We start from the raw sequence: 16,885 nt of genomic DNA, 5'->3' as shown, positions 1-16,885 counted from the left end.
GATGGCAAATGTGAATCTCGAGCATCTGGCTGGCCGGCGCGTTCTCTCGCAGGGCGGCAGGAGCATCGGCCATATCGAGGAGGTCATCGCCGAGCAGGACGGCGACGACCTCGTCGTCACCGAATTCCATGTCGGCATCTTCGCAGCTTTTGAACGCCTGTCGGCCTCGGCCATCGGCACTGCATTGCTCGACCTCTTCGCGCTGCGCCGCCGCGAGGGCCTCTACCGCATACCTTGGGACAAGCTCGATATCTCCGATCCGGCGCAGCCGCGGCTGCTCTGTTCGGATGACGAGCTTGCCGGCTTCGGAGGCGCCGATCGGGGTAAGTAGCTACTTACAAAAAATCCTGGTCACGGAAGGGAACATCGCGGCGGGCGCGAAGTTGGAACAGGCAAGGAGGAGCCTGCGCCATGAACAGTGTCATCTATCTTATCGGTCTCATCGTGGTTGTGCTCGCGATACTCTCCTTTCTCGGCTTTCATTAGGAGGCGTCATGCAGCGCGAAAATAATCAGGGCCGCGAGCCGGCCGACTTCGGCAAGGCGAAGAACGAAGTTTCCGATCGAGTTAAGAAAGAAACCCAAAGCGCCGGCGAAGCGCTCCACGATGCCCGCGACGAGGTTGCTCGCAGGGCAGTCGACTATGCGTCGGAAGCACAGGAGGCCCTGTCGGAAAGGGCCGAGGAAACGCAGCGCGACATCGGATCGAGCCTGGCGGCATTCGGCGGCGCTCTGCGTGCGGCAAGCGACCATCTGGCAAACAGCGACCAGAGCTCGGCGTCGAATTTCATGCGGGATGCGGCAGGCGGACTGGAGAGGCTGTCCTCCTCGTTGAAGCAGAAGCCCTTCGGCGAGGTGCTTGAGGAAATTCAGAACTTCGGCCGCCAAAATCCCGGCACTCTGATCGCTGGTTCGGTGCTGGCAGGACTGGCGCTCGGACGGTTCATAAAGGCTTCTCCCCCGGAAACACGCCGCGCGGGGCAGAGCGCAGCGACGCCACGGAAGACTGGGAAGACTGGTAGGGAAACGAGCAGGCAGACTGGTGCGCAGGCGAGCGAGCCATGGGATGACGCGACGACCAATTGGGGCGTCGACGGCGGCGCTCCCAGGAAGGCAGCGGAGCTAAAGAAATGAACACTCAAGACAACCAAAGCCTCGGCACTCTGGTCGCCGACCTGGCACAGCAGGTGAGCACGCTGGTGCAAACGGAGGCCAGACTCCTGCGGGCGGAGCTATCCGAGAGCGTGACTAAAGCGGAGGCCGGCGCCGTCGGGGTTCTGGGCGGCGCGGTATGTCTTCTCGCCGCGCTGATAGTGCTGCTGCAAGCGCTCGTCATTGCCCTGACCCGCCTCGGCCTGGGCGCCGGCTGGTCCGCTTTGCTCGTCGGAGTGGTCGTTGCCGTGCTGGGTGTCATCCTCCTGCGGACCGGCATGGCAAGCATGTCGCCCTCCGAGCTGGCGCCGGACCGTACGCAGGAGCAACTGAAGCGTGACGCGAACGTAATCAAGGAACAAGCGAGATGAGCGACAAATCCGCAGCCGAACTCGAACGCGAAGCCGAGGCCACGCGAGCAAGGGTGGTGGCGACCGCCGAGTCCATTCGAGGCAAGATGACGCCCGGCCAGCTCTTCGATGAGTTCACCGGTATTTTCAGCGGCGGTGCAGGCTCCGACATGCTCCACAACCTGAAGGCTCAGGTGCGAGACAATCCTCTGCCATTGACCGTAATCGGCGCCGGTCTGGCCTGGCTGATGCTGGGCAGCGGCGCTTCCGCCGCAACCGCCGCGCCCGGCTACGCGACCCGTCGCGGTTCCGACGGGCATGACGGCACATCCACGGCGGGAACCGGAGCCATGACTTCGGACACCTATGCCTCTGTCGGCGACATGGCCAGCGGTGCGGCCGGCACTGTCTCGGGAATGGCCACCAGTGCGGCCGGCACCATGTCGGACATGGCCAGCAGCGCAGCCGGCAGCGTATCTGGCATGGCCAGCGGCGCGGCGGAGACGCTGACGAACTCGGCGACAGCCACGGCCGACATGGCGACGAGGGCCACTCGTTCCGCGCAGCAGTTGATGGAGGATCAGCCTCTGGCAGTTGCTGCTGTCGGTCTCGCGATCGGAGCGGCGATCGGCGCGATGCTGCCCCACACGCAACTCGAAGACGAGCGGCTCGGCGGCTATCGCGAACAGCTTCGCGAAAGGGCCGAGGACGCGCTCGAGAAGGGCGTCGACCAGGTGAAGCAGGTTGCAGCCGAAGCCTACCAGGCGGCCAGCGACGAAGCAGGACGGCAGGCGTCGAGCGAAGGTACGCTCGCTGACAAGGTCAGCGATGTCGTCAAGTCCGCCGCCGACAAAGCCGATGAGGCGGTGCACCGGAGGCTGTCCGATACCGAACCGTCGACAACGAACAAGTCCTGATCTGAACAGACCGGATCGATTTGCAAGAATCGCGTTCGAGGAACATTCGCGTCGGGCCTGGTGAACCATTCGAGCCCGACCCGTTGGATGGCTGCGGGTAGAAGCCGCGCCACAGGCTCGGCCGCGCTATCGCGGCTCTCTCGCCGGAGGGAGCCTTTTTAGCTTTTTGGGGATGGCTCCGCGAAACTTCCCCTGCAGACAGCGTAAATCCTCGCCAAGATTCCTGCAGCATCGCCACCAACGCACACCGACTGGACTGGACGCTGATCCCATTTGTTCGGTGAATAACTGGCGGCGCCCAGTCTCTGCACGGTCATACCTGCCGCCGGGCCGTCCTCCAATACGACGATCGAACCGGATCGGGTGGCGAATAAGTGCGGGTCGGTCAGGTAGACGGCGGCGCTGCAGTCGTGCACGAGCATACCCGCTTCGCCCCATTGCAGGTAGAAGTCGATGTAGCCTTGCGACAGTGCGGCTACCATTTGCATGGCGGCATCGGCACCTTCCGAGACCGCGGCGAGATCCTGTCGCGTCATCACCGTTTGATTTGTGAGATTGAGCGGAACCGCGGTCACTTTCCACGAGGCTGCAAACACTCGATCGGCTGCCTTCGGATCTGCGTAGATATTGGCCTCGGCAACGGGCGACACATTGCCAGGGACTTCGAACGCGCCGCCCATAACGACGACGTCCTGCACCAGATCTGTTATCGCCGGATCAACCTCCAGTGCCCGCGCCAAGTTGGTCAGGCCTCCGACAGCAAGCAACCGCACCTGACGCGGATTCTGCCGGATGGTATCGACAATGAATCGCGCGGCAGTGTCCTTCTCCTCCCGCGCTTCCTGGGCGATAGGATAATCCCCCAGCCCGTTCGCGCCATGAACATGGACAGGATAGGGGTGCGGCGCCCCGGACCAGTTTAGCGGAACGGAAGCACCGGCGTGAACGGGCGCTTTGATCCCCCAAGCCTCGGCGAGGAACCTGGCATTGCGCGTTGTAACCGATATCGATGCGTTGCCGAAGACGGTTGTGATGCCGAGCAGTTCGATGTTCGGATGACGGTGCAGGTAAAGCAGCGCAAGGGCATCATCTACGCCAGGATCGGTATCGAAAAGAATTCTCTGCTTTGTCATGTCTCTATGGTCACGCTCTTTCCCACACTGCCGCCAATTGTCTTAGCCAGCCTTCTTCGAGAAGCGAGGCCGACAGAATCGTGGCTCCGAGTGTCACCACCGAAGAGTATCGTGAATATGTCGCCGGGTGACGCGCGTGACGTGTTTTCCGTCGGCGCGTCGTCTCTCGCCGCCCGGTGTGGACCGCGAGGCCGACATCGCTGTCCTCAAAGGCCGCTGCGGTCCACCCAGGGAGATGACACGGCGTCCCGCCTCAGCGGAGGAGCCCGTCGCTCTCGAAGTCTTCCCAGCCGCGCAACTTGGAGTGGACTGCCTCGCTTTGGCTGTCGTCGGTTTCGGCCGCGCCGCGGCTCTTTTGCGAGCGCTTGAGCGCCGCCTTTGCAGCGGCTCGGCGTCGGTTCTCGGCGGCTCTCGCAGCGTCTTCCTCGCGCCAGACCGCTACAAGGTCACGGTCGAGCACATCCTCGATCAGGCGCGGATCAAAAACGTGGAAGGTGATCTTCCTCGCGCGGCCACGCAGTTTCACCGTCCGCGTCCCGGCGCTCTGCAAGCGGCCGGCCTTGAGCCAGCGGTGACGCTCGCCCGCCGAGATCGTCAGAATGTCCTCGACCTCGCGAGGCATGACGGGCAGGTCTTCGATGTCCTGCATGGCTTTGGACACGATCGCCGATGCGGCCTCAACATTGGCATGGGAGCCCTCCGGCAGACGCAAGGTAAGAACCCGGGACTCGCTATGGAGCAGGCTTCTCAAGTCCGTCGGAAGGCGAGCGCGCATTTCAAGAAAAATGCCCCTCGCCCGCACCGACGATCCAAGCGTCGCCGCCGGGGATAGCGGCCACTCTGCAACCAGCCTTGCAGTCGAATCGATTTTTCTGCTCGCGGGCATCCCCTTAAGTAGGAGTCCTGCCCTGCGAACTCAACGCGAAGCGAGCCTGCACCGGTCTGCAGCAACCGCTGTTGCATCGGGCAGGATCGCCGGACAAGGCGCTCGTTCGGCACTCTGGACAGCGGTGAAATGGAGCGAATTGCCAAATAGCGAGTTAGGCTGCCTAGACGGGAGAGACAACAATGAATCCCAAAGCCGCCCCAGAGGACCAGGGCTACGCCACTCCGACCACGCCGGCGGCGGAAGGCCTCGCCCCTGCCCTGGCGCGGAACATCGAGGCACTGGTCGAGAGGCGGAAGCGCGATGCCAAGACAGCATCGCTGGAGCAGCGCGCGGCGGCGGCAATCAGCAGGTTTGCCGGCAGCATGATGTTCGTCTACATCCACCTCGTCTTCTTTGGCGGCTGGATCGGCCTAAATTTCGGGATCGTGAACTTTATAAAACCCTGGGATCCTTCTCTGGTTATCCTGGCCATGTTCGCCTCGGTCGAGGCGATCTTTCTCTCAACGTTCGTACTGATCAACCAGAACCGCATGGCCGCCCAGGATGATGCGCGGGCAGACCTCGATCTGCAGGTGAGCCTGCTCAACGAGCATGAGACGACCAAGCTCATCAAACTGGTCGAGGAGATCGCGAAGCGCCTGGATGTTCCGACGGAAGCAGACAATGAGTTGAAGGAGCTGAAGCGCGACGTGGCGCCTGAAGCGGTCTTGGACAAGATTAAGGAGGCAACGGGTCAAGCGACGGTCGGCTGACCGATCCGTATCCACCGGACGCCAGCAGAAGCTGCAGAAGGCCTATCGTGCACTCCATGCTCCCGCCGGGCGCCGCCATCATCCCGCCTGCGCAAATAGCTGGGAGACGCCCGAACGGGCCATTTGCCAGAGCTGGTTTATACCGCATGGGGAAGTCATGGCGGACGCGCTCGCACTGAGTGTGCCCCATCTCAATCGGTAGTTCAGCAACTGCGTGTCGAACAGCTCATCACCAGCAACTCGCGCGTCCTACATTTGCCTGACCTCGCGGGCCTGCAAAGACTCGCTCAGTACGAGCCGATGGCTCTTACCCCAATCCCAATCCTGAAGCACCAGATCGACGCCCCGAGCGCGTCATTGGGCGTGACTCACCAATGGATTTATTACAGCCGCACAGGCATACTATGGATCGGGCGCGCAGTGGTTGAAAATGATTGCGCCGCGTTATGTTATTTACAGGCTGCGCCGGTCCCTGTCGCTATCGTTTGTGGCGTTGGCATCCGGCTGGAAACGACTGCGAAAAAGGAGGCAGCTCTGGTCCCATAAGAACGGGACATCCTTTGCGTCATTGATTTTGCGATTTGAGGCCGGCGACGGGCCCATCATTTGCCCGCTTGCCGAACAGGGAGGAAAGCAATGGACGGAGAATCGCGTTCCCAATCAAGGCGAAAATTTTTGAAGACGAGTGGACTTGTCGCTGGGCTAACGGCGACGGCGGTCACCGCGCCCTGGGTTCGAAGGGCCGGAGCCGCAGACGCAATCACCTGGAAAATCCAAACCTCGTGGCCGGCGGGTGTCGGACTTGAAACCTTCCAAAACTGGTGTGGCACCATCAAGGAAAAAACCGGAAGCCAACTCGAATTTCAGCCGTTCAAGGCAAAGGATATCGTTGGTGACTTCGAACTCCTCGACGGGGTGAAGAACGGGGTTCTGGAAGCGATGAACTCGTTTTCACTTTATTGGGCCGGCAAGCTTCCCGCTACGGCGTTCCTGTCCTCTTACACGTTGGGGCTACGCTATCCGCACGAATGGGATATCTTTTTCTATTCAAAAGGTGGTCTGCAGGCCGCGCGCGACCTTTATGCGAAACAAGGCCTTTACTACGTCAACCGCATTCATCACGGCCCGAACATCATCCACTCAAAGACACCGATCCGCTCAATCGAGGATTTTAGGGATCTGAAACTGCGCGTACCGGGCGGCATGATCGCCGAAACCTTCGCGAAAGCCGGTGCCAAGACGACGTTGCTGCCGGGCGGCGAGGTGTTCTCCGCGCTGGAAAAGGGCACGATCGATGCCGCCGACTACACCGGTCCGGCCGTAAACTGGGCCCTCGGTTTCCAGCAGGTGACCAAGTACATTTCCATGGGTCCAGCCGGTCTGATGTCCGTATACCAGCCCGTCGACCTGATGGACTTTGCCGTCAACATGAATGTCTGGAACCAACTCCCGGACAACCTCAAGAAGTTCGTGGAAGACGAGATCCAAGTCTATTCCAATGCCCATTTCGGCTCGATCCAGAAGGCCGACATGGAGGCTTGGCAAAAATTCCTTGATGCCGGCATTGAAATCAATCGGCTTGGACCGGAGGACCTCCAGAAGTTCCAGGAAATTGCGGTGCCCATCTGGTTCGAGTGGGCCAACAAGGACAAGGACGCAGCGCGCATCTTCAAGTTGCAGCTCGAGGTCATGGAGAACCCGACAGTCGGTTATGTCACTCCGGACATGTACCAGGGGCTGACCATCAAACTGTGAACCCTCTTTTCGCCCGTCCTGAGCCGGACGGGCGCTCTCTCCTGCAGCAGGCGTTCGCCGATGCCTTCCCTAACATTTGTGCTGCCGCACTGGCTCTACTGGTTAACCCTCGCGGTCTTTCCGCTGGCCGCCGTTCATTTTGTCCATCGAGAACGGGCACAACGTGATCCCGGCCGTCCAAACCTGTTTCTTGCCTATCTGTTCCTGGTCACAGCCGGCTTCCTCGGCATGCACCGCTTCTATCTGAAGAGCAGGTGGGGATTCATTTTTATCCCGTTCTTCATCGCGGTACTTTGGACAAGCACCCAGGTGCGCGATGGACGCGAGGCAGTTTCACTCGCGCGATCCCAGAGCGAGCACGCCGAGAGACTGTTGCCGCGTGCCAAGGCAGATATGGCAGCCAACAAGCAGGGGGCTGCCGATCGACTTGCAAAAGCTGAGGCTGAGGCCGCGGCGGCGCGCAACAATCTGACGGCGGCCGTTCACGGGCTCGAGTGGGACAGCAGCATCAGCCGGATTGCGGGACTTCTGCTCGGTCTCATTATCGTCGTCGACGCCCTTCTCATACCCGGTCTTGTGCGGCGCGCCCGCGCCCGTGAGACTGGGCGCGCCGCAACCCACCATGAGATCGTCGTCGATGTGCCCGCGACGCCCGTCAAACAGCCTCTTGCGCCATTTAGGCCGGTCGACTGGCTTGTAAGAGTGACAGGCGAGTTCGTCGCCTATTGGTCGGTCCTCGCGGTCATGGCGTACTATTACGAGGTGGTCGCCCGCTTCGTTTTCAACTCCCCGACCAACTGGGTGCACGAGAGCATGTTTCTGATGTTCGGCATGCAATACATGCTGGCTGGGGCCTATGCCTATCGCGATGAGACCCATGTCAGGGTCGACATCGTGTACAGCCACCTCTCCGAACGTGGCCGGGCGATCTGCGATATCATCACCTCGGCATTCTTTTTCCTGTTCGTGGGTACAATGCTCGTTGCCGGCTGGCGTTTTGCCAGTGACGCGATGGCGGTGGGCGAGAGTTCTTTCACCGAGTGGGGTATTCAATATTGGCCGGTGAAGCTGGCGATTCCTGTTGGCGCCGCGCTGCTGCTGCTTCAAGGCGTGTCTCGCCTGATGCGTGACATCGCGACCGCAACAAGAAGGCTCCGCTAAGCCATGGGTCTCGAGCTTCCAATCCTGTGGCTGAGCATCCTGATGTTCGGCGGACTGGGCGTGCTTTTATTGCTCGGGCTGCCAATGGCCTTCTGCACGGGCAGCCTCGCCGTTCTCTTCCTCTTCTTATTCGGTAATGCGGCCATGCTGAACATGCTGCCGTCGCGGATTTTTCCCTTCATGACGGATTATCAGCTCTCGGCGGTGCCGCTGTTTATCTTCATGGCCGCGATCCTTCAGAAAGCGGGGATCATCGAGGAGCTGTTTGACGTCGTCTATAAATGGCTGGGTGGGCTGAAAGGCGGACTTGCCTCGGCCACCATAATCTCGTGCACCCTGCTCGCAGCAATGGTTGGGGTCGTCGGTGCGACGGAAGTGACAATGGGCATGATCGCTCTGCCAGCGATGCTCCGCCGCAACTACGACGCAAAGCTCGCCTGCGGCTCGCTGCTCGCCGGAGGAACGCTTGGCATCCTCATACCGCCTTCGGTGATGGCGATCGTCTACGCCGTCGTCGCGCAACAGTCGTTAGGCGAGCTTTTGATCGGGTCGGTATTCCCAGGGCTGCTGCTGTCGGGGATGTATGTCGTCTACGTCACGGCGCGCTGCTACATCAACCCCAAGCTCGGCCCGGCTTTGCCGCCGAGCGAGCGCATCGGCTTTGGGGAAAAGCTGAGGCTTCTGCGCCGCACGTTCATGCCCATTCTGCTCATCCTGCTTGTGCTCGGGGTCATCTTCCTTGGCATAGCAACGCCTGTTGAAGCCGCCGGCATCGGCACATTCGGTGCTTTCATCGTCTGCGCCGCCCATCGCCGCTTGACTTGGGACACGATCCGGGAAGCCGGCGTGGCGACCCTCAAGGCGACTGCGATGGTGATGTGGATATTCTTCGGAGCCACCATGTTCGTCGGCTTCTTCATCCTGAAGGGCGGGCAGAACTTCGTTGCCGAATCCATTCTCGGAACTGGATTCGCGCCTTACGGCATTCTTGTTCTGATGATGATCATCCTGTTCGTCCTGGGCATGTTTCTGGACTGGGTGGGCATTCTCCTTCTCACCGTACCGATATTTCTGCCCATCCTTAAGTCCCTCGAATTCGGCGGTACGTTCGGCTTAGCCGGTGTGGCTCCTGAAGACGTGCCGCTGTGGTATGGCGTCATTTTCATGGTCAACATGCAGATGGCGTTCCTGAGCCCACCGTTCGGCTATTCACTGTTTTACTTGAAGAGTGTCGCGCCACCGGAGATATCGATGGCGACGATCTTCCGATCCGCCGTTCCCTTCTTATTCCTGCAGGCGATCGGAGTAGGGTTGTGCATCGTGTTCCCCTCGATCGTCATTTGGCTGCCGAAGCTCATGTACGGAGGCGGTTGACCGCACACGTCTTTGGCGGTTCGACGCCGACGCAAAAATCGAAGGTTCAGCGCTTCAGAGGCGCCGCTCGCCTGCAGAAGCTGCTGATCTTGAGGCCTGTCCGCGCACTCCATGCTCCTGCCGGGCGCCATCATCCCGCCCGCGCAAATAGCTGGGAAACGAGACATCCCGCTTTCGATTGCGTATCTTGACGTTCAGCTTTTCCTGGTCCTGCCGTCTGGTCGACTTGGTGTCTGGACAAACTGAAGAGCGACAGAGTTGTACGGCCCCAATGAGTGGGTGGTCAGCGGGGACCCCGCCGGCTTCGTGTCCTCATTTGCAACGCAGAGCAGTTTAGCACCCGAGGATAGCGCTATATCGATCGGCACGGGGGTCAGGTTGGCCGCCAGCACGCGGATCGTGTTGCCGAGGCGAAAGGCAATCGCTGCCACGCCTGGCCAATCACTCGAAATCCCATAGCGTTCGACGCCGGCGGCCTCAGCGATTTGGGCATGGACGGCTTGCAAAGGTCGTCGGGAGCCGTCCTCGTTCAAGAGACCGAAGGGGCCAGTCGGTTCTGCCAATATCAACTGCTCGGCGGCTGTCTCAGCGGCCCGGGCCGCGACGCCGACGGCAAAGGCGGCACCGAACAATGCCCGCTGACGCGGGTCGGTGCCGGCGGCGGGCACCCGGTTATTTCCGGGATTGGCTGCGACCGCCTCACCATAGGGATTGTGCCGCAAGCCGATCGTGCAAGGCCCAAGCCAGATCGGCTTTCCGGGACACAATTGCCGTGCTGTCTCCATGACTGCAGGATAAACGGTCAGGGTTTCCATGACCGACTGCTCATCGGCGGCATGCACGATGGCGCTGTTGCCGAAGAAGACGAAATCCGCATTGCCGGTCGGCGGGTTGCGGTTGAATTCGGTGAATAGGGAGGGCGTACCAGCCCCTATCGGGCAAGCGAGACCGACAGCCCGCAATGCCTGCACGATCTCGTCAATCGATCGCTCACCGTTCGGCAAATGGTTCGAGGGGCGTGTCTTGAATTCGCGCCGTGGTGAAACCAGAATGGCGCTCGGTTCGACGCCCGCCAAGCGAACCATAGCTGCAAGGGTCTGGGCCTCGGCCCCGGGGTGGATCGCATCAAAGATCGCCTCGAGCGCCAGCCGGGCGCCAAGCGCGCTCGCAAGCTCGGCTGCCTTTTCCAGCACGCGCCGATCATGCCCGCGCGCGCTGTCGAAGCGCAGTATGATCTCCGGCACCGGGCCAAGCGAAGCCGCGCCGACGATGGCTGCCGGCAGTTGGTCGGGATCGACGAACAGCGCTATCGACGGCATCCGCCCGGCAGGTCCGCCAAGGGTCAGAGTTGCTGGACTGCTGACGGCCGGTCCAGGCGCCGATGTCTCGGCGTGCACGGAAACCGTGACGCGCTGTATGTCCTTCACACCTTTGCCGATGACATAAGGTCGGGGCTTTGAGAGCGGCCGCACATAAGTCTTGAACGAGGCGTCCGTCCAGTTGCGCTGGTCCTCCATCTCGAAGGCATCGCCTTCCATGGCGACGGCGCAGACCAAGCCGGGTGCTGGCTCGTGCGTCAGCGCTGAAATGTCGAAGGCAGGCTGGTCCGGGCTGATCAATTTGGGAAATGTCGTCTCCTCGATGCTTCCGTCGCTATGCCGGATGGTCAGCCTTTTGCCCGCCGCCTCTGAAGGATGAAGCACCACGAAACCGGTGCGGTTGGTAGGAAAATCGGTGAGCGCCACGCCATCCGCTTGCAAGGTCAGCTCGCCCGACGCGTCGCCACGAATCTTCATGCGATAGGCGAAACGTCCCTGCGGGCCGGCGCAGAGTCCGTCATAGCGAAGCTCGAACGACGTGCCGTCCTCGGAAATTCGCATGTTGGAAAGCTCGGCCTTGTAAGTCCCCCAGGACGCATCGCGCGCAAGATAGTTGATCGCCCGAACCACCTCCACGCCGGCAAAACAGATCGTCCGCAGATTGCCGTCCTCGAGAACGGCGGTCAGCGGTCCGGCGGCAAGAAGCTTCCGTTGCGGAAGCGGCTCGTCGGTGCCGTAAAGCGCAAGGAGATCGGCATTGGCGGTCATGCCACCGCCTGCTTGGAATTCTCGTCCACCCTGTAGGTGACGACAGTCTTGCGGCTCACCATGTCACGCGTGTTGGCATCGAAGCTCAGATAGTGAGCCGAAGCGAGGTGCAGGTCGAAGGCAGCCCGATCGCGATAGATCTCGTACAGGAATATCTGGGACGGCTTTTGCGTGCCTAACGGCGTCAGCACATCGAAGCGCAGACATCCCGGCTCGAGTTCCACCGACAGAGACGCGTTCTGCGAAACGAGCCGGTAGAATTCGGGAAAGGTCCCTTCGACAAGATCGAAAACGACGGTGAGGGCAAAGGCCGCTTCGGCAGGCGAAATGCTCATGGCCGCTCTCCGCCATTGGCTAAGCCATGGTTCCAACGCTTAGGTTCGACCGCGCGCCGTTCGCTGGCGGCGCGATAGGCGGCATCGACCAACGCGTATGTCTTGAGATTGTCCTCACCGCTGGTTTCGGGCGGAACGCCGCGCTGCAGGCTGTCGAGGAAATGGCCGCATGCACCGATCACGCCTTGCTGGGCGACATGCCAGGGATAAGCGGTCCAGGACAGGAGCGGCGAGCTTGCGTCTTCGGTCCACGTCGCGCCGTCGCTGGTCACCGTCATGCTGCAACCGGCATCGAGCGAAATGGCTCCCCTCGGACCTTCGATGACGAGCAGCGTTTCAGGGAAATGATCCGGCAATCGGCGCGACTCGTAGGTGCATTCCACGACCGACACCGCGCCGCTTTGATGCCTGAGCAGCATGGTCGCCGTGTCCTCAGCGCGGATGCGTGGATTGCGCTTCTGTTTTTCGCAGGAGATGTGCTCGACCTCGCCGAGGAAGAAGCGGGACAGGTCCAGCATGTGGATACCGACATCGGCAATCGCGAGCCGCTCCTCGTCATAGAAATAGGGCTGGGTCTTGTAGACGTCGAAGCCGGTCCTGAAGCGAATCCTTGCCCAGTTCGGTGTTCCGATCGCGCCGCTGTCGATTACCTTGCGGACGGCGCGCATCGGCCCCTGAAACCGAAAGTTCTCATGCACGGCAAGCCACGCATTTGCCTTCTGCGCAGCTTCGACGATCGCGATGCAATCTTCCCATGTCGATGCGAAGGGCTTCTGCACGATTGTGGCCACGCCGTGCGCGAGCGCCATTTCCGCCAACGGCCGGTGCGTGTCGTGGCGTGTCACGATATCGGCCACGTCGAGGCGCTCAGCCTCGAGCATCTTTGCGGCGTCCGAATAATACGGCACACGGAATGTCTCGCCGGCGGCGCGCGCCTTGGCGGCATTCACGTCGCAGACGGCGGCAAGCTGGGCGCCCTTTTCGGCGAGGTCGCTCCAGGAATGCAAATGGTTCTGCGCGAAGAAGCCGCAGCCGATCACGCCGATGCGCAGGGACCGGTCCATGCCCTCTATCCGGCCACGATGGGGGTTCTAAGCACACCGATGCCGGCGGCCTCGATTTCCACGACGTCGCCAGCCTTCATGAATATCTGCGGCTTCTGGAAGGCGCCGACGCCCGCCGGCGTTCCGGTCGAGACGAGGTCGCCTGGTTCCAGCGGCACGTAGTGCGAAAGGAAGGATATCAGCCGCGGCAGCGGGAACAGCCAGTCCGACGTGCTGCCGTTCTGCAAAAGCTTGCCGTTCAGCCTTGTCTTGAGCGTCACGTCGTCGGGCCTGGTCAGTTCATCAGTGGTGACGATGCATGGGCCTATCGGTGCGAAGCCCGCGAAATTCTTGCCGATGGTGATCTGGTTGTCCTTGAATTGGACGTCGCGGGCCGAGATGTCGTTGAGCAGCGTATAGCCGAAGATCGCCGGCATCACGTCGGCTTCGGAAGCCTTGTGCAGATGTTTGCCGATCACGGCCGTGAATTCGACCTCATAATCCATCTGCTCCGTCCGGACCGGCTTTTCGACCCGCACATCGGGCCCGACCACCGATGACGGCAGCTTGGCGAAAAAGAACGGCTCGGTCGGCATCTTGGCATTCGGGTTTTCCTCGGCATGACCTTTGTAGTTGATGCCGGAGCAGAGCACTTTGCCGGGACGAATAGGCGCTTCGAGGATAGTATCGGCAAGCGCATAGCGCGGCGCCTTGGCAAGTCCCGCGCGGACTTTCTCCAGCGCCGCCCCGCCGCCTTGCACGACCTCGAGCACCGACGCTGCCAGTCCTGCTTCGGTCAGGCAGGCGACCTGCTCGCCGTCCAGAATGCCGGCGTGCTGGCGATGCCCGGCCTGCCTGTGAGAGAAAGTGACGAATTTCATGCGGCCTCCGGGATGAAGACGGCCTTGTGCAGGGCCATCGGATTGTCAGCGAGTGTTTTGAAGACGGCGGGCGCCTCGGACAGCGCAAAGCTGCTGGCGATTTTGGGGTAATGGATCTTGCCCGACGCAAGCAGGTCGAGCGCCTCGGGAAAGCAATCGACGGACGCGCGCGAACCGAGGATGGTGACCTCCTTGCGGGTGAAATCCAGCCCGGGCAGCGTGATGCCTTGTCCTTTCTTGACGAGACCGAGAATGACGACGCGGCCGCCCGCGGCAACGAGATCGATGGTCTGCTCCATCGCCGGCGCCGCCCCCGTAGCCTCCAGCACCACGGGCATGCCTTCGCCGTTCGTGATCTCCGTCACCCGTTCAAGCAGCCCTTCACCGCCGGCCACAGGGATTGCGCCCAGATCGGCGGCGGTGGACAGCCGCTCCGCCGACAGATCCGTGGCATAGACCTTTGCGCCATGGGCCCGCGCGACCTCGACGATCGCCAGCCCGATCGGACCCGCGCCAAGGACGAGGACCGTGTCCTCGCCCGTGACCATGCCGCGCCGGCAGCCCTGCACGCCGATCGCGACGGGCTCGGCGAACGCCGCCTCAAAGTCGGAGAGCCCCTCCGGCACGACGTTCAGATTGTCCGCGGGCGCGGTGACGAATTCAGCAAAGCCGCCTTCGCGATGCACCCCGATGATGGTGAGATTGGCGCAGCAATTGCGTTTGCCGATCCTACAGGGATAGCAATGGCCGCAACCGATGAAGGGGTCGACGACGACACGCGTCCCGACCTTCGGACCGGCCGCTCCTGGCCCGTAAGCCTCGACCCTGCCGGCGATTTCGTGACAGCCTATCCGAGGATAGGTCACATAGGGGTTCTTGCCGGTATAGATATAGAGATCACCGGCGCAAAGGCCCGCGGCCCTGACGCGCACCAGCACTTCGCCCGGCCCAGGAACGGGCTTCGGCGCATCGGCGATGCGGATCGACTGCGGCTGGTCGAAAATGGCGGCCCGCATCATGCCGCCTTTGCGGGGCGCACGACCCTGCCATCGGCATCGAATTCGATCCAGTCGCCGGCCCGCAGCAGATAGGGATCGGCAATGGCCTCGCCGCGAGCCCTGGCCGCGCCGTGATGTTCCATGTAGGCGGCGACGTCCTTGTCGCCATCGAGCGTGATGTAGTGGCACGGCAGGACAGTCTCGAGTCTGAGCCACTGCGTCGCCAGCACACCTTCATAGGGACTCATCTCGCCCGTCAGCATTTCTCCCGGCATCGGATTGAGATGCAGGATCTCCTGCGGATTGGCGATGCCGATGCAGCCGACATTGGGTTTATACAGTTCGCCCTGCAGTTTCAGGTCGGAGAAAATGGCGGTATCGCCATAGTGATAGAAGCGCAGCCCGTCGGCATAGACGATGAAGGCCATCGGCACGCCGGAGATGAAGGAGTTGTCCATCAGCCTGATCTGCGACCAGTGATGGCACTCCAGCGGCTGGATCTCAATGCCGGCCACCTTGACCCGGATGCCCCAGGTCGTCGCGCGGATCTGGCTGGCCGGGATGCCGCGATCCATCAGCCAGGCCTTCACCTCGCCGCCGCAGACAACCGGACAGCCGTACGCGGCGGCGATCTTGTCGGTATCGCCGAGATGATCGAACGCCGCATGGCTGACGATCACCAGATCGACATGGTCGAAGTCGGTGGGTTTGATCGCGGCTCCAGGATTCTGGTCGAGGAACGGGTCGCAAAGGATGCGCAGCCCGTTGCTCGTCACGATCTCGTAGGCGGCCACGCCGTGGAAGCGGATGCGGGTGGTGGGTTGAAGCGTCATCTTCGGTTCGTCTTTCTCGTGTCGATTGTGAGCGGCAGTCGAGCGAGCCCGCGCCGGTCGCCGCGTGTCTTCCAGCGAAGCTCTTGCTCCGATCCCGGTGCGAGCCTTGCGCCGGTCTCGATCAGCGTTTCGAGCGTCACCGCCATTTCCATGCGCGCCACGCCGGCGCCGGCGCACAGATGCGGGCCGGCTCCGAAGGTGAGATGCTTGTTGGGACTGCGATCGAGGCGCATCTCGTCCGGCGCATCGAATACCGACGGGTCCCGGTTCGCCGCGCCGAAACCAAGGGCCACAATGTCGCCCCGCCTTATATCGCGACCGTGCAGGCACAGATCATGCGAGGCATTGCGGCCGAAAATCTCGATCGGCGAGGAATAGCGCAGGAACTCCTCCACCGCGGTCGGAACAAGCTCCGGTTCGCTTGCAAGCCGATCCAGTGCCTCCGGATGCTCGGCCAGCCAGTGCAGCATGACCGAAAGGGCGTCCGCCGTGGTCTCGAAACCCGCGCCGAACACGACCGTCATGAACGAGCGGATCTGAATGTCGTCGAGCCTTTCGCCGTCAATCTCGGCCGTTATCAGCATGCTGACGAAATCGCCCGTCGGCTTGGCGCGTCGCGCGGCAATGAGGGTCTCGATATAGGTGTTGAGTTCGCGGCTTGCCGTCGCTCCAGCGCTCGGGTCCTTCACGTTGAACATGCTGGTGATCCAGCCGACCCACTTGTCCGAGTCTTGCAGCGGCACGTCGGTGAAGGCCGCGAGCGACGTGATCGCAACCGGCACGCAGAATTCGGCAACGGCTTCGGCCTTTCCCGCAGCGGTCATCTTTTCGAAGAGCGACCGGGCCAGCATTTTTACGCGAGGTGTGATCGCGGCAATTCGCTGCGGCGCGAAGACCGGGTTGACCAGGGCGCGATAACGCGAATGCCGGGGCGGATCGATTTCGATCGGCAGTTGAGGTTCGGTCCGCGGCGTGATCACGGGAATGGCCGTCACGCCGGGAACGCTGGACGTGTAGTCGCGCCAATTGATTGCGGCGCTCCGTACATCGTCGTAGCGGCTCAGCAACCAAAAGCCCCCGTATTTGTTCGAGCGTGCTACCGGACATTCTCGGCGCAAATGCTCGAAAGCCGCGAATGGATCGGCAACGAACGCCGGATCGTGGATGTCCACCTCGTCCGGGATGCTCGGTTCGTCCGTTGTCACCATTGCGGCCATGGGCGCGAC

At 61.7% G+C, this 16,885-nt stretch carries 17 protein-coding genes; 8 read left to right on the top strand and 9 right to left on the bottom strand.

Features of this window, described 5'->3' with window-relative positions:
• The first annotated feature begins 1 nt into the window (after window position 1).
• The 4 genes from CK215_RS16655 (at window position 2) to CK215_RS16640 (ending at window position 2,418) form a co-directional block, all read left to right on the top strand.
• Window positions 2–331, top strand: coding sequence for a hypothetical protein (locus CK215_RS16655; RefSeq protein WP_095783909.1), 330 nt, complete (start codon window positions 2–4; stop codon window positions 329–331).
• A gap of 163 nt (window positions 332–494) precedes the next feature.
• Window positions 495–1,133 carry a hypothetical protein gene (locus CK215_RS16650; protein ID WP_095831573.1) on the top strand — a complete coding sequence of 213 codons (639 nt, stop codon included), beginning with the start codon at window positions 495–497 and terminating at the stop codon, window positions 1,131–1,133.
• Window positions 1,130–1,522, top strand: coding sequence for a phage holin family protein (locus tag CK215_RS16645; RefSeq protein WP_066994794.1), 393 nt, complete (start codon window positions 1,130–1,132; stop codon window positions 1,520–1,522). Before CK215_RS16650 ends, CK215_RS16645 begins: the two co-directional genes overlap by 4 nt.
• A complete protein-coding gene (locus CK215_RS16640) occupies window positions 1,519–2,418 on the top strand; it encodes a DUF3618 domain-containing protein (RefSeq protein ID WP_066994790.1) in 900 nt (299 codons plus the stop codon). The genes CK215_RS16645 and CK215_RS16640 overlap by 4 nt, the downstream gene beginning before the upstream one ends.
• A 158-nt stretch (window positions 2,419–2,576) precedes the next feature.
• On the opposite strand, the gene CK215_RS16635 is transcribed toward CK215_RS16640, so the two are convergent.
• Both CK215_RS16635 and CK215_RS16630 read right to left on the bottom strand, forming a co-directional pair.
• Window positions 2,577–3,551 carry a nucleoside hydrolase gene (locus CK215_RS16635; protein ID WP_095831572.1) on the bottom strand — a complete coding sequence of 325 codons (975 nt, stop codon included), beginning with the start codon at window positions 3,549–3,551 and terminating at the stop codon, window positions 2,577–2,579.
• A 253-nt stretch (window positions 3,552–3,804) separates the two neighbouring features.
• Window positions 3,805–4,437 carry a hypothetical protein gene (locus tag CK215_RS16630; protein ID WP_095831571.1) on the bottom strand — a complete coding sequence of 211 codons (633 nt, stop codon included), beginning with the start codon at window positions 4,435–4,437 and terminating at the stop codon, window positions 3,805–3,807.
• Window positions 4,438–4,619: 182 nt separating this feature from the next.
• Here CK215_RS16630 and CK215_RS16625 point away from each other — a divergent pair, with 182 nt between their 5' ends.
• The 4 genes from CK215_RS16625 (at window position 4,620) to CK215_RS16610 (ending at window position 9,482) form a co-directional block, all read left to right on the top strand.
• Window positions 4,620–5,192 carry a DUF1003 domain-containing protein gene (locus CK215_RS16625; RefSeq protein WP_095783904.1) on the top strand — a complete coding sequence of 191 codons (573 nt, stop codon included), beginning with the start codon at window positions 4,620–4,622 and terminating at the stop codon, window positions 5,190–5,192.
• A gap of 636 nt (window positions 5,193–5,828) precedes the next feature.
• Window positions 5,829–6,947, top strand: a complete 1,119-nt coding sequence (dctP, locus tag CK215_RS16620; RefSeq protein ID WP_095831570.1) for a TRAP transporter substrate-binding protein DctP — start codon at window positions 5,829–5,831, stop codon at window positions 6,945–6,947.
• A gap of 60 nt (window positions 6,948–7,007) precedes the next feature.
• The gene (locus tag CK215_RS16615; protein ID WP_095831569.1) at window positions 7,008–8,108 is read left to right on the top strand and encodes a TRAP transporter small permease subunit; all 1,101 of its coding nucleotides are present in this window, start codon (window positions 7,008–7,010) and stop codon (window positions 8,106–8,108) included.
• 3 nt (window positions 8,109–8,111) lie between these two features.
• A complete protein-coding gene (locus CK215_RS16610; RefSeq protein ID WP_066994770.1) occupies window positions 8,112–9,482 on the top strand; it encodes a TRAP transporter large permease subunit in 1,371 nt (456 codons plus the stop codon).
• A 194-nt stretch (window positions 9,483–9,676) separates the two neighbouring features.
• Here CK215_RS16610 and CK215_RS16605 read toward each other — a convergent pair whose 3' ends face one another.
• Genes CK215_RS16605 through CK215_RS16575 form a run of 7 tightly spaced genes read right to left on the bottom strand, consistent with a single transcriptional unit; the run spans window position 9,677 to window position 16,876 of the window.
• Window positions 9,677–11,569, bottom strand: a complete 1,893-nt coding sequence (locus tag CK215_RS16605; protein ID WP_210201674.1) for a hypothetical protein — start codon at window positions 11,567–11,569, stop codon at window positions 9,677–9,679.
• Complete coding sequence (locus tag CK215_RS16600) at window positions 11,566–11,904, bottom strand: antibiotic biosynthesis monooxygenase (protein ID WP_095831568.1); 339 nt, start codon at window positions 11,902–11,904, stop codon at window positions 11,566–11,568. The genes CK215_RS16605 and CK215_RS16600 overlap by 4 nt, the downstream gene beginning before the upstream one ends.
• Window positions 11,901–12,968, bottom strand: coding sequence for a Gfo/Idh/MocA family oxidoreductase (locus CK215_RS16595; protein WP_095831567.1), 1,068 nt, complete (start codon window positions 12,966–12,968; stop codon window positions 11,901–11,903). Before CK215_RS16595 ends, CK215_RS16600 begins: the two co-directional genes overlap by 4 nt.
• A 5-nt stretch (window positions 12,969–12,973) precedes the next feature.
• Window positions 12,974–13,828, bottom strand: coding sequence for a fumarylacetoacetate hydrolase family protein (locus CK215_RS16590; protein ID WP_095831566.1), 855 nt, complete (start codon window positions 13,826–13,828; stop codon window positions 12,974–12,976).
• Window positions 13,825–14,847, bottom strand: a complete 1,023-nt coding sequence (locus tag CK215_RS16585; protein WP_245418708.1) for a zinc-binding alcohol dehydrogenase family protein — start codon at window positions 14,845–14,847, stop codon at window positions 13,825–13,827. Before CK215_RS16585 ends, CK215_RS16590 begins: the two co-directional genes overlap by 4 nt.
• Complete coding sequence (locus tag CK215_RS16580) at window positions 14,844–15,659, bottom strand: MBL fold metallo-hydrolase (RefSeq protein ID WP_095831565.1); 816 nt, start codon at window positions 15,657–15,659, stop codon at window positions 14,844–14,846. Before CK215_RS16580 ends, CK215_RS16585 begins: the two co-directional genes overlap by 4 nt.
• Window positions 15,656–16,876 (bottom strand): cytochrome P450, encoded by a 1,221-nt coding sequence (locus tag CK215_RS16575; protein ID WP_095831564.1) that lies wholly within the window; start codon window positions 16,874–16,876, stop codon window positions 15,656–15,658. The genes CK215_RS16580 and CK215_RS16575 overlap by 4 nt, the downstream gene beginning before the upstream one ends.
• Window positions 16,877–16,885: the final 9 nt, after the last annotated feature.

Source organism: Mesorhizobium sp. WSM3864, assembly GCF_002294955.1.
GTDB lineage: Bacteria > Pseudomonadota > Alphaproteobacteria > Rhizobiales > Rhizobiaceae > Mesorhizobium.
Note: the sequence above shows the minus strand (reverse complement) of the source record. Positions and strands in the feature narration are given on the sequence as shown.